Origin of the sequence: Pseudomonas migulae NBRC 103157, assembly GCF_002091715.1 — a bacterium.
GTDB classification, from domain to species: domain Bacteria; phylum Pseudomonadota; class Gammaproteobacteria; order Pseudomonadales; family Pseudomonadaceae; genus Aquipseudomonas; species Aquipseudomonas migulae_A.
The window spans coordinates 82,595-101,072 of record NZ_BDAG01000004.1 but is presented as its reverse complement, the minus strand read 5'-3'; the positions used below and the strand labels follow the sequence as shown (position 1 = coordinate 101,072).

Here is an 18,478-nt window from a genome sequence, read left to right as displayed (position 1 = left end):
TAATCCGGCCCACTTTTTTCGCGGTAGTAGTGCACGACTTTCTACTACAAAACGTTTGGAGCACTCGGCCACTGGCCGACGGGGAACCTCATGACGCAAGCCAATAACGCCGTGTACACCGATCTGAGTGTTGATGATCTGGTTAAAGAAGCCCTGAATCGCGGTGAAGGCGAGCTTGCCGATACCGGCGCGCTGGTTGTTCGCACCGGTCACCGTACCGGCCGTTCGCCAGTCGATCGTTTCATCGTTGAAGAGCCGACCACCCAGGCCGCCATTGCCTGGGGCCCGATCAACCGCAAGTTCCCGGCCGACAAGTTCGATGCCCTGTGGGCTCGCGTCGAGGCGTTCAACAACGCGCAAGACCACTTCGTTTCCCACGTGCATGTAGGTGCGTCTGAAGACCACTACCTGGCTGTGAAGATGACCACCCAGACTGCCTGGCAGAACCTGTTCGGTCGTTGCCTGTTCATCAACCCGCAAAAGTACAACCCGGCTGGCCGTGAAGAGTGGCAAGTGCTCAACGTTGCCAACTTCGAATGCGTACCAGAGCGTGACGGCACCAACTCCGACGGCTGCGTGATCATCAACTTCGCCCAGAAGAAAGTGCTGCTCGCCGGCATGCGTTACGCCGGCGAAATGAAAAAAGCCATGTTCTCGGTGCAGAACTTCCTGCTGCCGGCTGCCGACGTACTGCCAATGCACTGCGCCGCCAACATCGGCGAAGCGGGCGACGTGACCCTGTTCTTCGGCCTGTCCGGCACCGGTAAAACCACCCTGTCCGCTGACGAAAGCCGTTACCTGATCGGTGACGACGAACACGGTTGGGGCGAAGGCGTTGTCTTCAACATCGAAGGCGGCTGCTACGCCAAGTGCATCGACCTGTCCGAGAAGAACGAGCCGGTCATCTGGAAAGCCATCAAGCACGGCGCCGTCCTGGAAAACGTCGTGCTCGACGAGGCCAAGCACGCCGACTACGCCGACGTCAGCCTGACCCAGAACAGCCGCGCCGCCTACCCGCTGGAACACGTTGCCAAGCGTTCCGAGAAAAACCTCGGTGGCGAGCCAAACGCTGTGATCTTCCTGACCTGCGACCTGACCGGCGTACTGCCGCCAGTGTCGATCCTCAGCGAAGAACAAGCGGCCTACCACTTCCTGTCCGGCTACACCGCACTGGTGGGCTCGACCGAAATGGGTTCCGGCAGCGGCATCAAGTCCACCTTCTCCACCTGCTTCGGCGCACCGTTCTTCCCGCGTCCGGCCGGCGAATACGCAGAACTGCTGATCAAGCGCATCCGCGGTTTCGGCTCCAAGGTCTACCTGGTCAACACCGGTTGGACCGGCGGCGGCTACGGCGTCGGCAAACGCTTCAACATCCCGACCACGCGCGGCGTGATCGCAGCGATCCAGAGCGGCGCGTTGATCGGTGTCGAGACCGAACACCTCGACACCATCAACCTCGACGTGCCACTGGCCGTACCGGGCGTTGAGACTGGCCTGTTGAACCCACGTAATACCTGGGCTGACAAGGCTGCTTATGATGAAGCCGCTAAAGCACTGGCCGGGTTGTTCGTTGAGAACTTCAAGAAGTTCGACGTGAGCGACGCGATCAAGGCTGCTGGGCCGAAGTTGTAAGGCTTGGTTTAGCGAAATGAAAAAGCCGTCCTTTAAGGGCGGCTTTTTTGTGGGCGGGATTCATGTTTTCAGATGTAAAACGAACGCGCCGACCAATACCAGAACCACGCCAAGCACCTGTATCTTCGCCAGTCTCTCCTTGAAGAACACATATCCGAGGATCGCCGCGATTCCCCCGGATAGCGTGCTGATCACTGTTACTACCGAAACCGATCCAGCCACCGCGCCCCAGGCGAATGAAGAAAATCCTCCCAGGTTCATCAGGCTGGCGCCGGTCAGCGTCATGCAGTTTTTCAACGGCGGAATTTTCAGACCATCCTCGATCTTCAGAACCATGACCACCAGCACGATCAGTCCGATCAGATACGCGAGCCAAAGCATCGTCACCGGTCCAAGCACTGGAAGTACGAAGTGACCTTGCAGCCAGAAGCTGGCGCCGTAGAAAACAGCGGCCAACAGCGCATAGATAATGGAGCTGGTGGCTTGAGTCGTGTGTGGAATCTTCGAGTCGGAATGAATGCTGGAGAGAATGACCCCGATCACGCACAGAGCAATGCAAAGCAGTTGAATCAGGCTGATCTGTTCACCGCCGGCCCAGGACAGCAACGTCGTTACTACCCCGTAAGAGGTCACCAGTGGCGCAACAATAGACGCTTTGCCAAGGGCAAACGCTTTGGATAAGGCGAGGGCACCTGACACGGTCAGCACGGCGGCGACAATGCCGATCAGCCAGACAGTGAGTGGCGCCGACATCGATTTGAGGATGAACGCGGGGAAGGCCATCAGCAGCAGGCTCATGATGCTGAATCCCAGCGCCTGACCGAAATACACCGCGCGTTTGACGCCCACTGCGCGGGCATTCAAACCCACCAGAAAATCCGTGCCACCCCACAGCAAGGCGGCGAGTAAACCCATCAGTACGTCCACGCTATGTCCTTATAGGTGTGTGCTGCAGAAGCCAGAGGCGCTTCCAGCCATCGGAGTGTTCCAGCGTTCGGCCTTGATGGCCACAGAAAATTAATTTCCCGAAAGTCGGAATGCAGGCGCCATATTGTCCTGCTCGCGCTTCGACAGCCCCACTGCGTTGGCCACTTTTGGCCACTGGCTCACCACCCCCTGGAAACGCTCAATGATCTCTGTCGCATCATCGCGGCCAACCCGAAAGTACTCGGCCACTTCGCGAGCGAGTTCGAGATCCAAAGCATTGTCGGCATCGGTAATGTTGAGCTTCAGCCCATCAGCGTGTGCCACAGGGTTCATGTCGTAAGCATCAGACAGTCGCCAGCCACGACCGGGATCCAGGAGGAATCCATGGTTACGCAGGTGATCGTCGGTATTCGAGACCAGGATGTTGAACACGATGCGCGACCACAGCTCTCGAAGATCCTTGTCGGTTTCCGAGCCGTGTTTCATGAGTACTTCTGCCAGCTCCAGATAGCTGGCACCTACGGATGCGTCGTCCCCGTCCACGCGATCGGTCATGGTCATGGCTGAGGCAAAATGTAGCCGGCCACCGGTTGCGGTGCGGTCGAAGCGCTTGACCATGAAGCAGTGATGGTCGCTTGCATAGCGTTGCGCAAGACCGTTCGCCACTCGCAGACCGCATTGATTCGCCAGGACATTCACCACGAATTCCCATCCGCCGACGTCATAGTCGTCCCGGGTGCTCGGAAACTTGGCGATCCACAGGTGACCATTTTTGTCAGCAACGCTGGCCTTCGGCCTGGCACCGCCCAGTGAGCCACCGGGGGCGATCAACATTCTCAGCCATTCGCGCCCATCGAGTGAGGTGTTGTCCGGGTCGTTTTCCAACGCTCGACTTGCCTGCTCCAGCGTACGCAGTTCGATAAAGGGTGGCGCTGCCAACCCATCTCGATCATCCAGAAAATGGCCTTCGTCATTGAGCTTGTAGCGGATAGCACCGACTCGATAGAGGTCATGAACACCTAACAGGAAGTCCGACTCGTACAGCTTGCTGCCCTTGGGCACAAAGCCGTCGCGAATGTCCCGCTCCAGTCGGCGCTTCATCAGCAATTGCCCCCAGCGATCCGGGCTTGAGTCGGCAAAAACACCGAAGCGGGTTTGGCGCTGTCCAGGGAATTGTCGCCCTTCGAAGAGCCTGATGCGGGGATCCAGCGTCGTGAAGTTCAACTCGGGATCGGTCAATGCGGCAGTGTCGTACTCAAACTCGAACACGTTGGTAGCGCGAGCCTTAGTGGCATGCAGGAACCCAAGGCGCCTTGGCCCATTCAGCGATTCCCAATCGGCATACACCGCGATCAGTGTCATTTTTTCTCCGTCTTGGGTCTGGATTTTTTATCGTCAAACAAACTGGAAAAGGACTGGGTGTTCAATGGGAAATCAGCCTCGATATCCAATTCGGAGATAGGGTTTTCCAGTGCTTCAGTCGTCCTGTCGCGGATGGGGGACGGCGCTTTCGTTGAAATCACGTTGCGCACTCGTTGGCGTTTACTGGTTGCTGCGTTCGCTCGGGGAATCAATTGCGCATCTTGCAGTTGGCGTCCCAACTCATCCGCTTCGGCGAGCTTGCTCAAGTCTTTCTCAAGGCCGAGGACCTGCATCACAGAAACATAGGCCCCCATCGTCACGCCTGAGCCGCCGGACTCAAGGGAGCGAAGCGTTGTCAGTGACATGCCTGCTCTCTCAGCGACTTGCTTGGCTGTCAGCCTGCGACGTAATCGAGCGAGTTTCAGTCGTTCGCCAAACTCTGCGAGCAGTCTGGATGAGGCTGGCAGCAGGGGCGCTGTTTTCTTAGCCATGTGCCATTATTCCTTCGCTTTTAGAAGTTAACTGCCAGAATAATAGCACTTGTGTGGTGATTTGCTGGACTGCCTCAATGAGTTTCAAGGTGCTGTCTGGTCATACGGTGCTGCCGACACGCAAGGAAGGCAGTTTATTGAAACTGCCATTATTCCAACTAAATTTTCGATAAACAGCCAGAATAATGCTACTTATGCGCTCCGCTAGAGGCCTTCAAGCGTTTGGGTATCCCAGCGTTGCGACTTTACGGCTTGGTAAAGCATGCCAATGGTTAGTGGGACTTTCTCGCCGCGACCCTTTGCCCTTCGCTTGAGAAGCACATCGAACCCTTCCGGCTGAAAGTAGCGATAGGCATCGTAGTCCACGAAGTCGATACCGAACTGTTCTTCCAGCGCTTCCATCAGTTGCCGGGCGTCAGCGCCGTCGCAGCTCAAATCGAAGTTGATCGAGGTGGCGAGGCTGATGGTTTTGCGTTCGGGCAGGCCGAGTTCTTCGTGTAGCAACTGCATGAGCAGGTGCATGGTGTGGTCGTCGGGGAAGTTGGGGGCGAGGATCATTCGGGTGCGTCCGGTTGGGCTTGGGCGGATCTTATTGGTCGTCAGGTTTGGGGGGAAGGACGGGAGCAAATTTTGACGGCTCGTCTTGTCGATATTTGGCGAGCACTTCTTTTCGTGTCGGAAGTGGTTGGTTGAGATCTGCTGGCGACGTGTCGAATCCTGCGAGCCGTAGGCTCGCCAAGTAGTTTGAACGGCGGACGTTTTCGTAGTGTGCTTGTTTTTGTTTGAAGGTTAGTTCGCTCATCACGATTTTCCGTGCTGCTAGCTGGCCTGTTCTGGGCCGAAATTATGCGTCGTGTTCATCGCAGGCAAGCCAGCTCCCACAAGGGCGCGGCTTGCCTGTTGGTGCTGGGCGTCAGGCAGGAGCTTTCCAGCCCATCATTCGTTGTTGGGCGACCGTGAGCAGGTCGCAGCCGTCTTGGGCCAACAGGTAGAGCGCGTGGGTGATATGCGGGATGTCTTCGAGATCGCCTTGTTCGAAGGATTGGCAGTGCAGGGTTCGGAGTAGTTCGCTGGAGGCTCGGACACGCTGGAGGGCTGCTTCGAGGAGGTCTTGGGGGTTGGCCTCTGTGTCGATGATCAGCGCCGGGGTATCGGTCAGGTTTGTTTTGAGTGGGCGGTAGCGGCTTGGAAACGGATTTAATGTGGTCACTGAAGAACACCTCAACGTAATGGGAAAGTGAGCTCTCTCTTTTCGGGTGACCAAGCCCGAGTCGGCTGAATTGGCAGCGACAGTCCGACTATAGATACGAGTTCCAGTTGGCGATAGGCGACAAGGTGTCTTCTGTTGTAGGACCGGGACGAAGCTTTGATAGGGCGTTGCCTACGGACTTATCGCTTTCTTAATTTTCTCTCGTTTGGCCGCCATTAGTCGCTTGGCTTCTTCATTTGAAACGCTTGGACGTGGGTCGTCGAGGCTGGCTTGTACCTGGGCTCGGAACCATGCGTCGTAGGCTGCTTTTTCTTCTGGCGATAGTTGAGTTTCGGGGATTTTGGTTTTCATCAGGTTCACCGCGTTATCGTTCATCGCGAGCAGGCTCGCTCCCACAGGGGTAGGTGGTAGGGCATTAACCAGTGGTGATTTTCGGGAGGCGTTGGCGGGCGATTTCGAGGAGTTCGTTGCCGTCCTGGGTCAGCAGGTAGAGCGCGTTGACGATGTTGGGGATGTCGCTGGCGTCCGCCTGTTTGAAGCACAGGCAGTACAGCGTTTCGAGCAGGTCGCTGGCGGCGCGGATGCGTTGGCGGGCGGCGTCGAGGATTTCGTGTGGGTCGGCCTCGGTATCAATGACCAGGATCGGGGTGTCGCTGTAGCGGCTTTTGAGTGGGCAATAGCGGTCTTGCATCTGGGTCAGTCCTGTAGGAAGTCTGGCAGGCCGACACTGTTTCAGCCGCGCCGAAAACTATGAAGCGGACGACGCGATGCGGCAATACGGGCGCAATCGACACAGCTTGTAGGGGATTTACTGGTCTTCGGGCATTCGCCCTACGCGTTTCCCGAGGTTTTTTTAATCAAAACCCTTACTGGTGAATTTTCCTACGTGTTTGTCAGGCGCAGCGCAGCAAACCTCTGTATCGTGCGCGCCAGAATCTGTAGGGCATTTCGAAAATGCCTGGTTAAGCACTTAAAGGGAATTAGGTATGCAGTGGCTACGTATGGCCTCGGTTTTGTTGTTATGGGCGGGTGTTTGTCGTTTGACGGGCGCGGCTGACGCGGGTAACTCGATGGTGCTGGCCAACATGGACCGCACCGGCTGGCCGGACGCCCTCACCACTCAGGCGAACATGGACACCGCGTCCCGCGCCGATGTGTTGATGTTCGGCAAGGCGCTGCTGGCCAGTGAAGCGCTGGACGAACAGGGTCTGAAGCAGCGTCTGGGCGTGCAGGCGGTTAAGCTCAAGTCTGTGCGACAGGTGCGTGATGGCTTGTGGGATCGATTGCTGACCACCTACCGTAACGCCAGCCAGAACTGCGACGGCGAACCGTTCTGCCCGCGTGTGCGAAGCGTCGCTGATTTGCGTCAGTTGGCGGCGGCGTTCACTGGCGAAATCAGCCCGGCTCATGCGGCTTGGGCGAGCAAGAGTCAGGTGTTTCATGAGCAGGCGTTGAATGAGCAGCTGCGGGTGGCGGTGTTGGTGCCCTGAGTTTGCCCGATGTTTTTGCAGTGTTTTTGCTGGCCTCTTCGCGAGCAAGCCCGCTCCCACAAGGGTTTTGGGTCGTACACAACCCCCGGGTTCACTGAAGATCACCTGTGGGAGCGGGCTTGCTCGCGATGAGGCCAGCCCATCGCCCAATTCCTCAAGCCCCGCCATCCCCCCGCACCATCCGCTGTATCATCCCGTATCGTTTTTGACCCCGACCTTTTCTCGACTCGCTGCGATCGCCGGCTAGGCTTTGGGCTTCGCAGCGGTCAACGGAGTGACAGCTTATGCACAACACCCTGGAACAGGTTTTCGGTTATCCACAGTTTCGGCCCGGCCAGGAGGCGGCGATCAGCGCGGTGTTGGCCGGGCGCTCGGCGGCGGCGATTTTTCCCACGGGTTCAGGCAAGTCCCTGTGTTACCAGATGTCGGCGGTGTTGCTGCCGCACCTGACGCTGGTGGTCTCGCCGCTGCTGGCGTTGATGCAGGATCAATTGGCGTTTCTGCAGCGACACGGTATCGCGGCGGGCAGTATCGATTCGGCCCAGAGCCGCGACGACGCCAGCGATGTGATGGCCCGCGCCAAGTCCGGCGAGTTGAAGATTCTGATGATTTCCGTGGAGCGTCTGAAGAACGAGCGCTTTCGCAATTTCTTGCAGCAAGTGCCGATCTCACTGTTGGTGGTGGATGAGGCGCATTGCATCTCGGAGTGGGGCCATAACTTCCGCCCCGACTACCTCAAGCTTCCGGACTACCAGCGTCAGTTCAACATCCCTCAAGCGTTGCTGCTGACCGCCACTGCGACCCCGAAAGTGATCGCGGATATGCAGGCCAAATTCGCCATCGCCCCTGAAGACGTGGTCACCACCGGCTTCTATCGGCCGAACCTCAATTTACTGGTGGAGCCGGTGCGCGGTCCCGACAAACGCCGACGCCTGGTCGAATGGATGCGTGAACGTCCCGGCCAGCCGAGTATCGTCTACGTCACCCTGCAGAAAACCGCCGAGCACATCGCCGAACACTTGGGGCGTAACGGCGTGCAGGCCGAGGCGTATCACGCCGGTTTGCCCCATGAACAACGGGAAGCGATTCAAAAGCGCTTTATGGGCGGACAGTCCAATTGCATCGTCGCGACCATCGCGTTTGGCATGGGCATCGACAAGAGTGACATCCGCAACGTGGTGCATTTCGACCTGCCCAAATCCATCGAAAACTACAGTCAGGAAATCGGTCGCGCCGGGCGTGACGGACAGCCATCGGACTGCCTGGTACTGGCCAACCGCGACAGCCTCAACGTGCTGGAAAACTTCGTCTACGGCGACACGCCGGAACGGGACGGCATCCGTCACGTGCTCGACGAATTGCAAGCCACTGCGCCTGAGGGGCAATGGGAGTTTCTGCTGGGGCCGTTGGCGGACCAGAGCAACATCCGCCAGCTACCGCTAAAGACCTTGCTGGTGCAATTGGAGCTGCGTGGAATCATCGCCCCGCGTTACGCCTATTACGCCGAATACCGTTTCAAGTATTTGCAGGAGCCGGAAGACGTGCTCGCCCGCTTCGAAGGTGAGCGCAAGGACTTCGTGGCGGCAATCATCCAGACGTCCACTCGGGCGCGGACCTGGGCCACGGTTAATTTCGATGCGTTGTACGAGCAGCATCGGGCCGAGCGCGATCGGGTGGTCAAGGCACTGGATTATTTCCAGGAGAAAGGCTGGGTCGAGCTGGAAAGCAAGCAGATGACCGAGGTCTACAGCCTGTTGCAAACGGACTTCGACAGTCAGGCGTTGAGTGCCGAACTGCATGCCTGTTTCACCCAGCACGAACGCACCGAGATCGCGCGGATCCACGCCATGCTGGATCTGTTCGCCACTGACGTCTGCCTGGGTTATCGCTTGGCCGAGTATTTCGGCGACGAAAACGCGCCGCAGCAGTGCGGGCATTGTTCGGTGTGTCACGGGAACGTGGCGCGATTGCCCGCACCACCCGAGTTACCGGCGCTTGTGGATAAAAACTTCGAGGCGCTGTGCGGTGATTTTATCCACAAGCATGAACAGCACGTCGGCAGTATTCCCTCAGCCGAGCGCGTGACGCGGTTTTTGTGCGGGATCAGTGTGCCGCTGTTTACCAAGCTCAAGGTACGCTCGATTTCGGGGTTTGGGGTGCTGGAGGATTATCCGTATGGCGAAGTGCGAGGGTGGGCTGAAGCGCATTTACCCAAATGAACGGTGACCTTGTGGGAGCGGGCCTGCTCGCGAATTCGGTTTTTCATTCAACATTGATGACGGCTGATACACCGCTTTCGCGAGCAAGCCCGCTCCCACAGGGATCTCAGTGTCTGGCTGAGGCGCATCCATCCGCTGAATGTCCCCCATCACAGGAATAAATTTCTAAAAAGCCCGGTGGCTGACTATGGTGAGGGCTGTCTTTGGATCGCCAACAAGAGAACAACCATGAGCCAGACACCGTTCAACATTCAGCGCGCCGCCGTGATCGGGGCGGGCACCATGGGCCGTGGCATTGTCATGTGCCTGGCCAACGCCGGGGTGCCGGTGCAGTGGGTCGATAACAATCCGCAGATGCTTGAGCAGGCTCTGGCCACCGTGGCCGAGACCTGCGCGCACAACGTGCGTCAGGGGCGGATCGATCAGGCCGAGGCCGACGCTCGTGTTGCACGGATCTCGGCGGCTGCCGATTACGCGGCGATCCGCGATGTCGATCTGGTGATTGAAGCGGTGTACGAAAACCTTGAGCTCAAGCAGAAAATATTCCGCGAACTGGATGGCCTGCTCAAGCCCGAAGCCATTCTCGCCAGCAACACGTCGGCGCTGGATATCGACGCGATCGCCGCGGCCACTCGCCGTCCGCAACAAGTGCTGGGCCTGCATTTCTTCAGCCCGGCGCACATCATGAAATTGCTGGAAATCGTTCGTGGCGCACAGACTGCGCCGGCAGTGCTGGATGCCGCGCTGGAACTGGGTAAGCGCATGGGCAAGGTCAGCGTCGTGTCGGGCAACTGCGAGGGCTTCATCGGCAATCGCATGCTCAATACCTATGTGCTCGAAGCGCGCAAGATGCTGCTTGAGGGCGCTTATCCCTATCAGGTGGATGCGGCGCTGCAGGGCTTCGGTTTCGCGATGGGGCCGTTTCGCATGTTCGATGTGGTCGGTATCGACCTGCAATGGCGCGCGCGGGAACTGGCCGGTGTCGGGCAGGATGCGCCGCAGGTTCAGGTGGATAATCGCCTGTGCGAACTGGGGCGTTTCGGCCAGAAGAGTGGCAACGGTTATTACCACTACGAAGCGGGCAGTCGCCAGGCTGAGCACGATGTGGAGGTGGATGCGCTGGTGCTGGCAGTCAGCGAAGGATTGGGCTTCCAGCGTCGCGAGATCGGGCCTGAGGAAATTCTGGAGCGCTGTTTGCTGGCACTGGTCAACGAGGGGGCGAAGATTCTTCAGGAAGGGATTGCCGAATCGGCGCACGACATCGACCTGGTGTACCTCAACGGCTATGGCTTTCCGGCGGACAAGGGCGGGCCGATGGCCTGGGCGGATCAGCAGGGGTTGGCGGATATTCATCAGCGGTTGTTGGCGCTTGAAACCCGGCAAGGCGATCACTGGCAGCCGGCGCGGTTGATTGGGGAGTTGGCGGCGGTGGGGAAGGGGTTTGCTGACAGGTGATTGGCCCAGCGCCTGTGCCGGCGTCTTCGCGAGCAAGCCCGCTCCCACAGTTGATCTTCTGTGAACACAGAGTTTGTGGATGAACCACGATCCCTTGTGGGAGCGGGCTTGCTCGCGAAGAACGATAACGCGGTTTTCGCCTTAAACTCGCAGTCCCACTCAAGGAACCGACATTGATGTCCAACCCGACGCCCCAACGCACCGATTACCCGCATTTCCAGCCCATCACCACTCGCTGGCACGACAACGATGCCTACGGTCACGTCAACAACGTCACCTACTACAGCTTCTTCGACACAGCGGTGAACACTTATCTGATCGAAGTCGGCGGCCTGGATATTCATGACGGCGAAGTCGTGGGTTTTGTCGTGAGTTCGGCGTGTGATTACTTTGCCTCCATCGCTTTCCCCGACCGGATCGAGATCGGTTTGCGGGTGGGCAAGTTGGGCAACAGCTCTGTGCAATACGAGCTGGCGGTGTTCAAGGCCGGCGAAGACGAAGCCTGTGCGGCGGGGCGTTTCGTGCATGTGTTTGTGGATCGGACGTCGAATCAGCCGGTGGCGATTCCTGTCGGTTTACGCGGGGCGCTGGAGCGGTTGGTGGTTTGAGGGGCAAAAAAAATCGCAGCCCGAGGGCTGCGATTTTTTGATCTACCGGTAAGCGAGGCGATTCAAGCCTCAGTCGCGATAGCGATGCTTGTGCTTGCGGTGACCGTAGTGGTGGCCACGATCATGGTGACCATCACGGTAGTAACGGCGATCGCCACGGCCACGACGATCATCATCGTAGTCATCGCTCTTGTTACCCATGTAGTTACCCAGCGCGCCACCGGCGCCGCCGCCTGCTGCGGAGCCGATCAGGCTGCCGGTGGTGCCGCCCATGCTGCGGCCGACCACGTTACCGCCCGCTGCGCCCAACGCACCGCCAATGGCTGCTTCGCCACGGCTGCGTTTGTCTGCGCCGACTGCGCTACCACCCGCGCCGCCCAGGGCTGCGCCAATGGTTGAACCTGTGTTGCCGCCTAACGATTGACCGACGACCGAGCCCAAAACCCCGCCCAATGCGCCGCCCACACCTGCTTCGGTGGTGCCTCCGGCAGAAGCGAAGCCACTGACCAGGCCAAGGGACAACAAGAGAATCGAGGAGAACTTCATAGAGGAACCTCAAGGGGATGACGGCGCGATCCTGAGGCTGAGGCGCGGTGCTTACAATCGATATCCGACGAATGACACGACTTCAGAAAATATACCTAAGTTGCTGTTTTTTGGCTGGAACTTAAGTGTTTTTCGCCGGTCTTTAGCTACTTCGGAATGGCCGTTTTTGTGAAAAAACGGCCTTTTTTGTGGGCGTTTGGAAAGTGCTGGAACAGTGTCGAGATAAGAGTTGGCAGGTCAAACGCTTTCGCGGGCAAGCCCGCTCCCACAGAGATCTCTGTGGGTCACAGTTATTGTGTTCAACACACAAATCCTGTGGGAGCGGGTTTGCTCGCGATTGCGTCAGATCAGGCGAAGCATTATGCCGACTTCGCCATGATCAACCCAGTCTCACTCGCCGCTTCCAACCGAATCGCGACAAACTTCGACGTCGGCGTATGGCTGCCGTCCCCGGTGCTCTCCAGCGGCACCAGCGGGTTCACTTCCGGATAATACGCGGCAGCCTGCCCAGCAGGAATATCAAACGCCAGCAGCGTGAAGCCCTTCACCCGGCGCTCAACGCCATCGTCCCAGATCGACACGATGTCGGCCTTCTGGCCAGGCTTGAAGCCCAGGCGAATGATGTCGGCTTCGTTGACGAACAACACGTCGCGCTGACCTTTCACACCGCGGTAACGGTCATTCAGGCCATAGATGGTCGTGTTGTATTGATCGTGGGAACGCATCGACTGCAGGATCAGGTCCGGCAATACGCCAGTGGCGCGAGTGCGCTCGTGCACCAGGTCCTTGGGCAATACGTTCGGTCGGAAATTGGCCCGGCCTGACGCGGTGTTCCATTTACGCGCACCGGCACTGTTGCCGAGGTAAAAACCACCAGGGTTCTTGATCTTCTCGTTGAAGTTCTTGAAGTTGGGAATGGTGTCGGCAATCAGGTCGCGGATGCGGCTGTAGTCCGCCACCAGCCAGTTCCAGTCCACCGGGTGGCTGCCCAGCGTGGCGGCCGCGATACCGGCAAGAATCGCTGGCTCCGAGCGCATCTGGTTCGACAGCGGCTCCAACTGGCCATTGGAGGCGTGGACCATGCTGAACGAGTCTTCGACGGTCACTGCCTGAGGGCCTTCGGTTTGCCGGTCGATGTCGGTCCGGCCCAGGCACGGCAGGATCAGCGCGTCTTTACCGTGGGCCAGGTGGCTGCGGTTGAGCTTGGTGCTGATCTGCACGGTCAGGTCACAATTGCTCAGAGCCTTGAAGGTCCGTGGACTGTCGGGGGTGGCCTGGGCGAAGTTGCCGCCCAGGGCGATGAACACTTTTGCCCGACCTTCGGCCATGGCGTGAATCGCTTCAACCACGTTGTGGCCGTTTTCACGCGGCACCTTGAACTGGAAGCGACGTTCCAGGGCGTCGAGGAACGCCACCGGCGGACGCTCGTTGATGCCCATGGTCCGGTCGCCCTGCACGTTACTGTGGCCCCGCACCGGGCACAGGCCTGCGCCCGGCCGGCCGATGTTGCCGCGCAGCAGCATCAGGTTGGCAATTTCCTGGATGGTCGCCACCGAATGACGATGCTGGGTAATGCCCATGGCCCAACACATGATGACGTTCTTGCCCTTGGCGTACATGCGCGCAGCTTTTTCGATCTCGACAAGGGGCAGGCCGGATTGCTCGACGATCTGTTCCCACGACGTGTCGTCGACGATGCTCAGGTAGTCCAGCACGTTGACGCTGTGTTCATTGAGGAAGTCGTGGTCGAACACCGCAGGCTCACCCGCCTTCTGCGCATCGCGCTCCCATTGCAGCAGGAACTTGGCCATGCCGCGCATGATCGCCATGTCGCCGCCCAGTGCCGGACGGAAGTACGCGGTATTGGTCGGCTTGTCGCCATTGGTGAGCATTTCGATCGGGTGTTGCGGGTGCTGGAAACGCTCCAGCCCCCGCTCTTTCAGCGGGTTGATGCACACCACTTGTGCGCCACGTTTGACCGCTTCACGCAGCGGTTCGAGCATCCGCGGGTGGTTGGTGCCGGGGTTCTGGCCCCAGACGAAAATCGCATCGGCGTGTTCGAAGTCGTCGAAGGTCACGGTGCCTTTGCCGACGCCAACGCTCTGCGCCAACGCGACACCGCTGGCCTCGTGGCACATGTTCGAGCAGTCGGGGAAGTTGTTGGTGCCATAGGCGCGCACGAACAACTGATAGAGGTACGCCGCTTCGTTGCTGGCACGCCCCGAGGTATAGAACTCGGCCTGATTCGGGCTCGACAAACCGCGCAGATGCTTGGCGATCAGGGCAAACGCATCATCCCAGCTGATCGGTTGGTAGCGATCGGTTTCGGCGTTGTACCTCAATGGCTCGGTCAGGCGGCCCTGATATTCAAGCCAGTAGTCGCTCTGCTCCAGCAACTGAGTGACGCTGTGTTTGGCGAAGAACTTGCCGTCGACACGGCGTTTGGTCGCTTCCCAGTTCACCGCTTTGGCACCGTTTTCGCAGAACGCCACCATGCCGGCTTCATTGGAATCGCCCCAGGCGCAACCGGGGCAGTCGAACCCGCCGTTCTTATTGGTCTTGAGCATCATGCGCAGGTTTTTCAGCGCGTTGTCGCTGGTCAACCAGGCCTGGGCAACGCTGATCAGCGCGCCCCAGCCACCGGCCGGGCCTTTGTAGGGCTTGTAACGGGGGACGGGTGTCTGGTCGGCTTGACGGTGTTGACTCACGCTTGATTCTCCAACGCTGGGCTATAGACCCGCGGCGCATTCTTCTGTGGCAAATGGATAAGGTTTAAGTTGTGACGACGGGCCCATTGCACGGCAAGGCCGGTGGGCGCCGACAGGCTGACGAGGGTCTGGATGCCTGCGCGCAACACTTTCTGGATCAGTTCCAGGCTGCAACGGCTGGTGACAATCGCCAGGCCGCCGGTGGTTGGTATTTTTTGCCGGATCAGCCCGCCAATCAGCTTGTCGAGGGCGTTGTGTCGGCCAATGTCTTCGCGACCCAGCAGCAATTCGCCATTGGCGTTCATGAACACTGCCGCATGCACGGCGCCGCAATGCTGACCGAGTGGCTGGAACGCGCCGATGCGCTGGCGCAGGCCGTCGAGCCATTCGGCGGGCGGAAGGGGCGCGCCGGGCAACACCTCGAGATCCGGCAAGGCCTGCTCGACCGCTTCCACGCCACAGAGCCCGCAACCGCTGGTGCCGGCCAGTTGCCGACGCTGCTGCTTGAGGTTCCAGAAGGCGCGGTTGGCGATGGTCACTTGCGCGTATTGCGCCGACCCCGAGCCGCTGAGTTGCAGGTCATAAATGTCGGAAGCGTCCTGGATGATGCCGCTGCCGAGGCTGAAACCGACGATGAAGTCTTCCAGGTCTGTCGGTGTCACCAGCATCACCGCCTGGCTGATGCCGTTATAGGCAATCGCCAGCGCAACTTCTTCCGCCAGCGCGGTGCTGGCCGATTCGACGTATTGAAGATCGCTGTAACTGTACGTTTGGCTGGCGGAGGGCGCGGGCGTTTCGAGGGCTGGCGCCGCACAAACAGGACGCTTGGCGTTCATGAGCATCACCGACGGTTTGGTCAGGTTTAAGCCTATGCGCGTCAAGTTGTCGCGTCTAATCGCTATTACTGATCTGCCGATAGATGGCGTCGATCAAGAGATGGTTGGCGATTTCTGATAGATCGCAAAACAGGCTTCCGCCAGCGCCGACCGCGGTGCGCTGCGACGCATGATCAGCCCCAGTTGGCCGAGGGTCTGCGCGTTTTCGATCGGTTGTAAACGCAGATGATCGGTTAGGTTTTCCAGCCCGCCATCCAGCGGCATCACGGCGCAACACAAACCACCGTGCACAGCTTGTAACAGTTGATGCACGGCATCGGTTTGCAACAGCGGCTGCGGGGTGAGGCCGCGGCTGTGGAAATTGTGATCGATGGACTGACGGAAATGCATGCCGCTGGTGAGCATGCCCAGCGGCAGTTCGATCAACGATTCCCAGCTCAGCGGCGCCTCGCCGAACGTGAAAAAGCGCTGATCGTAGAGAAGGCCCATGCGGGTTTCGCTGAAGGTCAGGGAATCGAAGCGCTCGGCGTCCAGGCGTTCCAGGTACGACACGCCGAGGTCCAGGCGATTGTTCGCCAGTTGTTCGAGGATCTGCTCGGAGCTCAGCGCCGAGAGTTCGAACCGCAGGTTCGGGTGTTCGGCGTGCAGGCGTTGCAGCAAGGGCAGCGGATCGAAACTCGACAATGGCACCACGCCCAGACGCAGCGTACCCACCAGGTTGCCGCGACAGGCAGCGGCCTCGGCCTGCAAACCGTCACAGGCCGCCAGCACGGTGCGCGCCCAGGCCAGCACCCGCTCGCCCGGCGCGGTAAAGCCTTCGAAGCGTTGGCCCCGGTTGACCAATGGCAACTCCAGCTCTTCTTCGAGGCTGCGCAGGCGCATGGACAGGGTCGGCTGGGTGATGTGACAACGTGCGGCGGCCTGGCCGAAGTGGCGGGTTTCATCGAGGGCGATGAGGAATTTCAGCTGCTTGATGTCCATCTTCGCTCCAGGGCGCGGGAAGGTCGGGATTCTAGCCCTTGGGGGCAAGCGGCGTCATTGGTCGGGTGGGAACCGAGGGTTGCAACCTTGGTCTAGGCTTTTGCGTCTGGAATCTGAAAACCAAGGAGAGTGCACCATGAGTATTTTTAGCTTTGTGAAAGAAGCAGGTGAAAAGCTTATCGACCTGCTGACGCCCGGCAACGCCAATGCCAGCGAGCAGTTGAAGGAACACATCAGCAAGGTCGGCCTGGGAAACCCGAATGTGCAGGCGACAGTGGATGGCGACAAGGTCACGGTGACCGGTGAAGTGGCGAGCCAGGAAGAGAAGGAAAAGATCCTGCTGGCGGTGGGCAATATCGCCGGGGTCGGTAGCGTGGATGACCAGATTACGGTGACCGGGCCGGTGGTGAAGGCCGCAACCTTTGTCACGGTGGTGAAGGGCGACACACTCAGTGCGATCTCCTTGCGCGTGTATGGCGATGCCAACAAGTATCAAAAAATATTCGAGGCCAACAAGCCGATGCTCAAGGATGTGAACAAGATTTATCCGGGGCAGTCGTTGCGGATTCCCGAGTAAGGTTCAAGACCGTGTGATGACCATCGCCAGCAAGCCGGCTCCTACAGATTGAGTCGTACGCATTATTTGTGAACGACACAAACCCCGTAGGAGCCGGCTTGCTGGCGATACAGACGCCTCGGTCTAAAGCCCGGCAAAAAGTCTTCGAGGCCATCAAGGATGTGAACAAGATTTATCCGGGGCAGTCGTTACGGATTTCTGAGTAAGGCTCAGGACCGTGTGATGACCCTCGCCAGCAAGCCGGCTCCTACAGATTGAGTCGTACGCATTATTTGTGAACGGCACAAACCCCGTAGGAGCCGGCTTGCTGGCGATACAGACGCTTCGGTCTAAAACCCGGCAAAAAGTCTTCGAGGCCATCAAGGGTGTGAACAAGATTTATCCGGGGCAGTCGTTGCGGATTGCTGAGTAAGGCTCAGGACCGTGTGATGACCATCGCCAGCAAGCCGGCTCCTACAGGATCGAGTCGTACGCATTATTTGTGAACGACACGAGCCCCGTAGGAGCCGGCTTGCTGGCGATACAGACGCCTCGGTCTAAAGCCCGGCAAAAAGTCTTCGAGGCCATCAAGGGTGTGAACAAGATTTATCCGGGGCAGTCGTTGCGGATTGCTGAGTAAGGCTCAGGACCGTGTGATGACCATCGCCAGCAAGCCGGCTCCTACAGATTGAGTCGTACGCATTATTTGTGAACGACACAAACCCCGTAGGAGCCGGCTTGCTGGCGATACAGACGCCTCGGCCTAAAGCCCGGCAATCAACTCCCGATAATCGACCACCGCTGCAAACTCCGCCGTATCCTTTGGCCCCTTGCGACTGTCCGGCTCACTCACTGCCAATAAATGCGTCACACCGAAATCCCGCGCACTGCGCAGGATTGGCAACGTATCGTCGATAAACAGACTGCGCGCCGGATCGAAGCCGATGTCCGCCTGCAATGCCTCCCAAAACTGCGGATTCTCCTTGGGGAAGCCGTAGTCATGAGAGCTGATCAACCGCTCGAAGTACGGCGCCAGTTCAATTCGTTCCAGTTTCAGGGACAGCGAATCACGGTGCGCATTGGTGATCATCACCACACGTTTGCCGGCCTTCCTGATGGCCTCCAGAAACGTGTCCGCATCGGGGCGCAACGCGATCAGGTGGGCGGTTTCCAGTTTCAGCTCGCGCACCGGCAGCTTCAGCTCGGCGCTCCAGAAATCCAGGCAATACCACTGCAACTGACCGGCGTTGCGTTCGAACAGCGGCTGCAATTCCATCTCGGCCATGGCCCGGCTCACCCCGTGCAACTCGGCGTAACGCTGGGGCAAGTGCTCCAGCCAGAAATGATTGTCGAAGTGCAGGTCCAGCAGCGTGCCGTCCATGTCCAGCAGAACGGTGTCGATGTCGCGCCACGGCAGCAGTGACATAAAAAACTTCTCCAACGGTAAAAAAATATCC

18 protein-coding genes and 1 pseudogene are annotated in these 18,478 nt (G+C 58.8%); 6 read left to right on the top strand and 13 right to left on the bottom strand.

The genetic code is table 11. From position 1 onward, the window contains the following. Nucleotides 1-90 precede the first annotated feature (90 nt). Entirely contained in the window at nucleotides 91-1,632 is a 1,542-nt protein-coding gene (locus tag PMI01S_RS05130) for a phosphoenolpyruvate carboxykinase (RefSeq protein WP_084318283.1), read from the top strand. Nucleotides 1,633-1,692: 60 nt separating this feature from the next. Here PMI01S_RS05130 and PMI01S_RS05125 read toward each other — a convergent pair whose 3' ends face one another. The 8 genes and pseudogenes from PMI01S_RS05125 to PMI01S_RS05090 all read right to left on the bottom strand — a co-directional run bounded on the left by PMI01S_RS05125 (nucleotide 1,693) and on the right by PMI01S_RS05090 (nucleotide 6,313). After that, complete coding sequence (locus PMI01S_RS05125; RefSeq protein WP_084318282.1) at nucleotides 1,693-2,547, bottom strand: DMT family transporter; 855 nt, start codon at nucleotides 2,545-2,547, stop codon at nucleotides 1,693-1,695. Nucleotides 2,548-2,649: 102 nt separating this feature from the next. Beyond that, nucleotides 2,650-3,921 (bottom strand): type II toxin-antitoxin system HipA family toxin, encoded by a 1,272-nt coding sequence (locus PMI01S_RS05120; RefSeq protein ID WP_084318281.1) that lies wholly within the window; start codon nucleotides 3,919-3,921, stop codon nucleotides 2,650-2,652. Beyond that, nucleotides 3,918-4,412, bottom strand: a complete 495-nt coding sequence (locus PMI01S_RS05115) for a helix-turn-helix domain-containing protein (protein WP_084318280.1) — start codon at nucleotides 4,410-4,412, stop codon at nucleotides 3,918-3,920. The genes PMI01S_RS05120 and PMI01S_RS05115 overlap by 4 nt, the downstream gene beginning before the upstream one ends. 204 nt (nucleotides 4,413-4,616) lie before the next feature. Beyond that, nucleotides 4,617-4,970 carry a DUF1493 family protein gene (locus PMI01S_RS05110; RefSeq protein WP_084318279.1) on the bottom strand — a complete coding sequence of 118 codons (354 nt, stop codon included), beginning with the start codon at nucleotides 4,968-4,970 and terminating at the stop codon, nucleotides 4,617-4,619. An 88-nt stretch (nucleotides 4,971-5,058) separates the two neighbouring features. Continuing rightward, nucleotides 5,059-5,214 (bottom strand): annotated as a pseudogene (locus PMI01S_RS05105) (YhfG family protein); the annotation flags it as partial. 111 nt (nucleotides 5,215-5,325) lie between these two features. After that, complete coding sequence (locus PMI01S_RS05100) at nucleotides 5,326-5,622, bottom strand: hypothetical protein (RefSeq protein WP_084318277.1); 297 nt, start codon at nucleotides 5,620-5,622, stop codon at nucleotides 5,326-5,328. A 171-nt stretch (nucleotides 5,623-5,793) separates the two neighbouring features. Further along, nucleotides 5,794-5,973 (bottom strand): type II toxin-antitoxin system RelB family antitoxin, encoded by a 180-nt coding sequence (gene relB, locus PMI01S_RS05095; RefSeq protein WP_090473877.1) that lies wholly within the window; start codon nucleotides 5,971-5,973, stop codon nucleotides 5,794-5,796. Nucleotides 5,974-6,037: 64 nt separating this feature from the next. Continuing rightward, complete coding sequence (locus tag PMI01S_RS05090) at nucleotides 6,038-6,313, bottom strand: hypothetical protein (RefSeq protein ID WP_084318276.1); 276 nt, start codon at nucleotides 6,311-6,313, stop codon at nucleotides 6,038-6,040. Nucleotides 6,314-6,608: 295 nt separating this feature from the next. Here PMI01S_RS05090 and PMI01S_RS05085 point away from each other — a divergent pair, with 295 nt between their 5' ends. From PMI01S_RS05085 to PMI01S_RS05070, 4 genes are all read left to right on the top strand, one after another. Next, nucleotides 6,609-7,112, top strand: a complete 504-nt coding sequence (locus tag PMI01S_RS05085) for a polysaccharide deacetylase (protein ID WP_084318275.1) — start codon at nucleotides 6,609-6,611, stop codon at nucleotides 7,110-7,112. 284 nt (nucleotides 7,113-7,396) lie between these two features. Beyond that, nucleotides 7,397-9,331 carry a RecQ family ATP-dependent DNA helicase gene (locus tag PMI01S_RS05080; protein ID WP_084318274.1) on the top strand — a complete coding sequence of 645 codons (1,935 nt, stop codon included), beginning with the start codon at nucleotides 7,397-7,399 and terminating at the stop codon, nucleotides 9,329-9,331. Nucleotides 9,332-9,559: 228 nt separating this feature from the next. Continuing rightward, nucleotides 9,560-10,786: a 3-hydroxyacyl-CoA dehydrogenase gene (locus PMI01S_RS05075; protein ID WP_084318273.1), complete on the top strand. Its 1,227-nt coding sequence runs from the start codon at nucleotides 9,560-9,562 to the stop codon at nucleotides 10,784-10,786. A gap of 176 nt (nucleotides 10,787-10,962) precedes the next feature. Continuing rightward, a complete protein-coding gene (locus PMI01S_RS05070; protein WP_084318272.1) occupies nucleotides 10,963-11,394 on the top strand; it encodes an acyl-CoA thioesterase in 432 nt (143 codons plus the stop codon). Between the two features lie 69 nt (nucleotides 11,395-11,463). Here the strand turns inward: PMI01S_RS05070 and PMI01S_RS05065 are convergent, their stop codons facing one another. From PMI01S_RS05065 to PMI01S_RS05050, 4 genes are all read right to left on the bottom strand, one after another. Beyond that, nucleotides 11,464-11,940, bottom strand: a complete 477-nt coding sequence (locus tag PMI01S_RS05065) for a glycine zipper domain-containing protein (RefSeq protein ID WP_084318271.1) — start codon at nucleotides 11,938-11,940, stop codon at nucleotides 11,464-11,466. 359 nt (nucleotides 11,941-12,299) lie between these two features. Continuing rightward, nucleotides 12,300-14,648, bottom strand: a complete 2,349-nt coding sequence (locus tag PMI01S_RS05060; RefSeq protein ID WP_084318270.1) for an FdhF/YdeP family oxidoreductase — start codon at nucleotides 14,646-14,648, stop codon at nucleotides 12,300-12,302. Further along, nucleotides 14,645-15,484, bottom strand: a complete 840-nt coding sequence (fdhD, locus tag PMI01S_RS05055) for a formate dehydrogenase accessory sulfurtransferase FdhD (protein WP_084318269.1) — start codon at nucleotides 15,482-15,484, stop codon at nucleotides 14,645-14,647. The genes PMI01S_RS05060 and fdhD overlap by 4 nt, the downstream gene beginning before the upstream one ends. 93 nt (nucleotides 15,485-15,577) lie before the next feature. Then, complete coding sequence (locus tag PMI01S_RS05050; RefSeq protein ID WP_084318268.1) at nucleotides 15,578-16,465, bottom strand: LysR family transcriptional regulator; 888 nt, start codon at nucleotides 16,463-16,465, stop codon at nucleotides 15,578-15,580. Nucleotides 16,466-16,601: 136 nt separating this feature from the next. On the opposite strand from PMI01S_RS05050, the gene lysM reads away from it, so the two are divergent. Then, nucleotides 16,602-17,042 carry a peptidoglycan-binding protein LysM gene (gene lysM / locus PMI01S_RS05045; protein WP_084318267.1) on the top strand — a complete coding sequence of 147 codons (441 nt, stop codon included), beginning with the start codon at nucleotides 16,602-16,604 and terminating at the stop codon, nucleotides 17,040-17,042. Nucleotides 17,043-17,784: 742 nt separating this feature from the next. Here lysM and yrfG read toward each other — a convergent pair. After that, nucleotides 17,785-18,447, bottom strand: a complete 663-nt coding sequence (gene yrfG, locus PMI01S_RS05040) for a GMP/IMP nucleotidase (RefSeq protein WP_084318266.1) — start codon at nucleotides 18,445-18,447, stop codon at nucleotides 17,785-17,787. Between the last annotated feature and the right edge of the window lie 31 nt (nucleotides 18,448-18,478).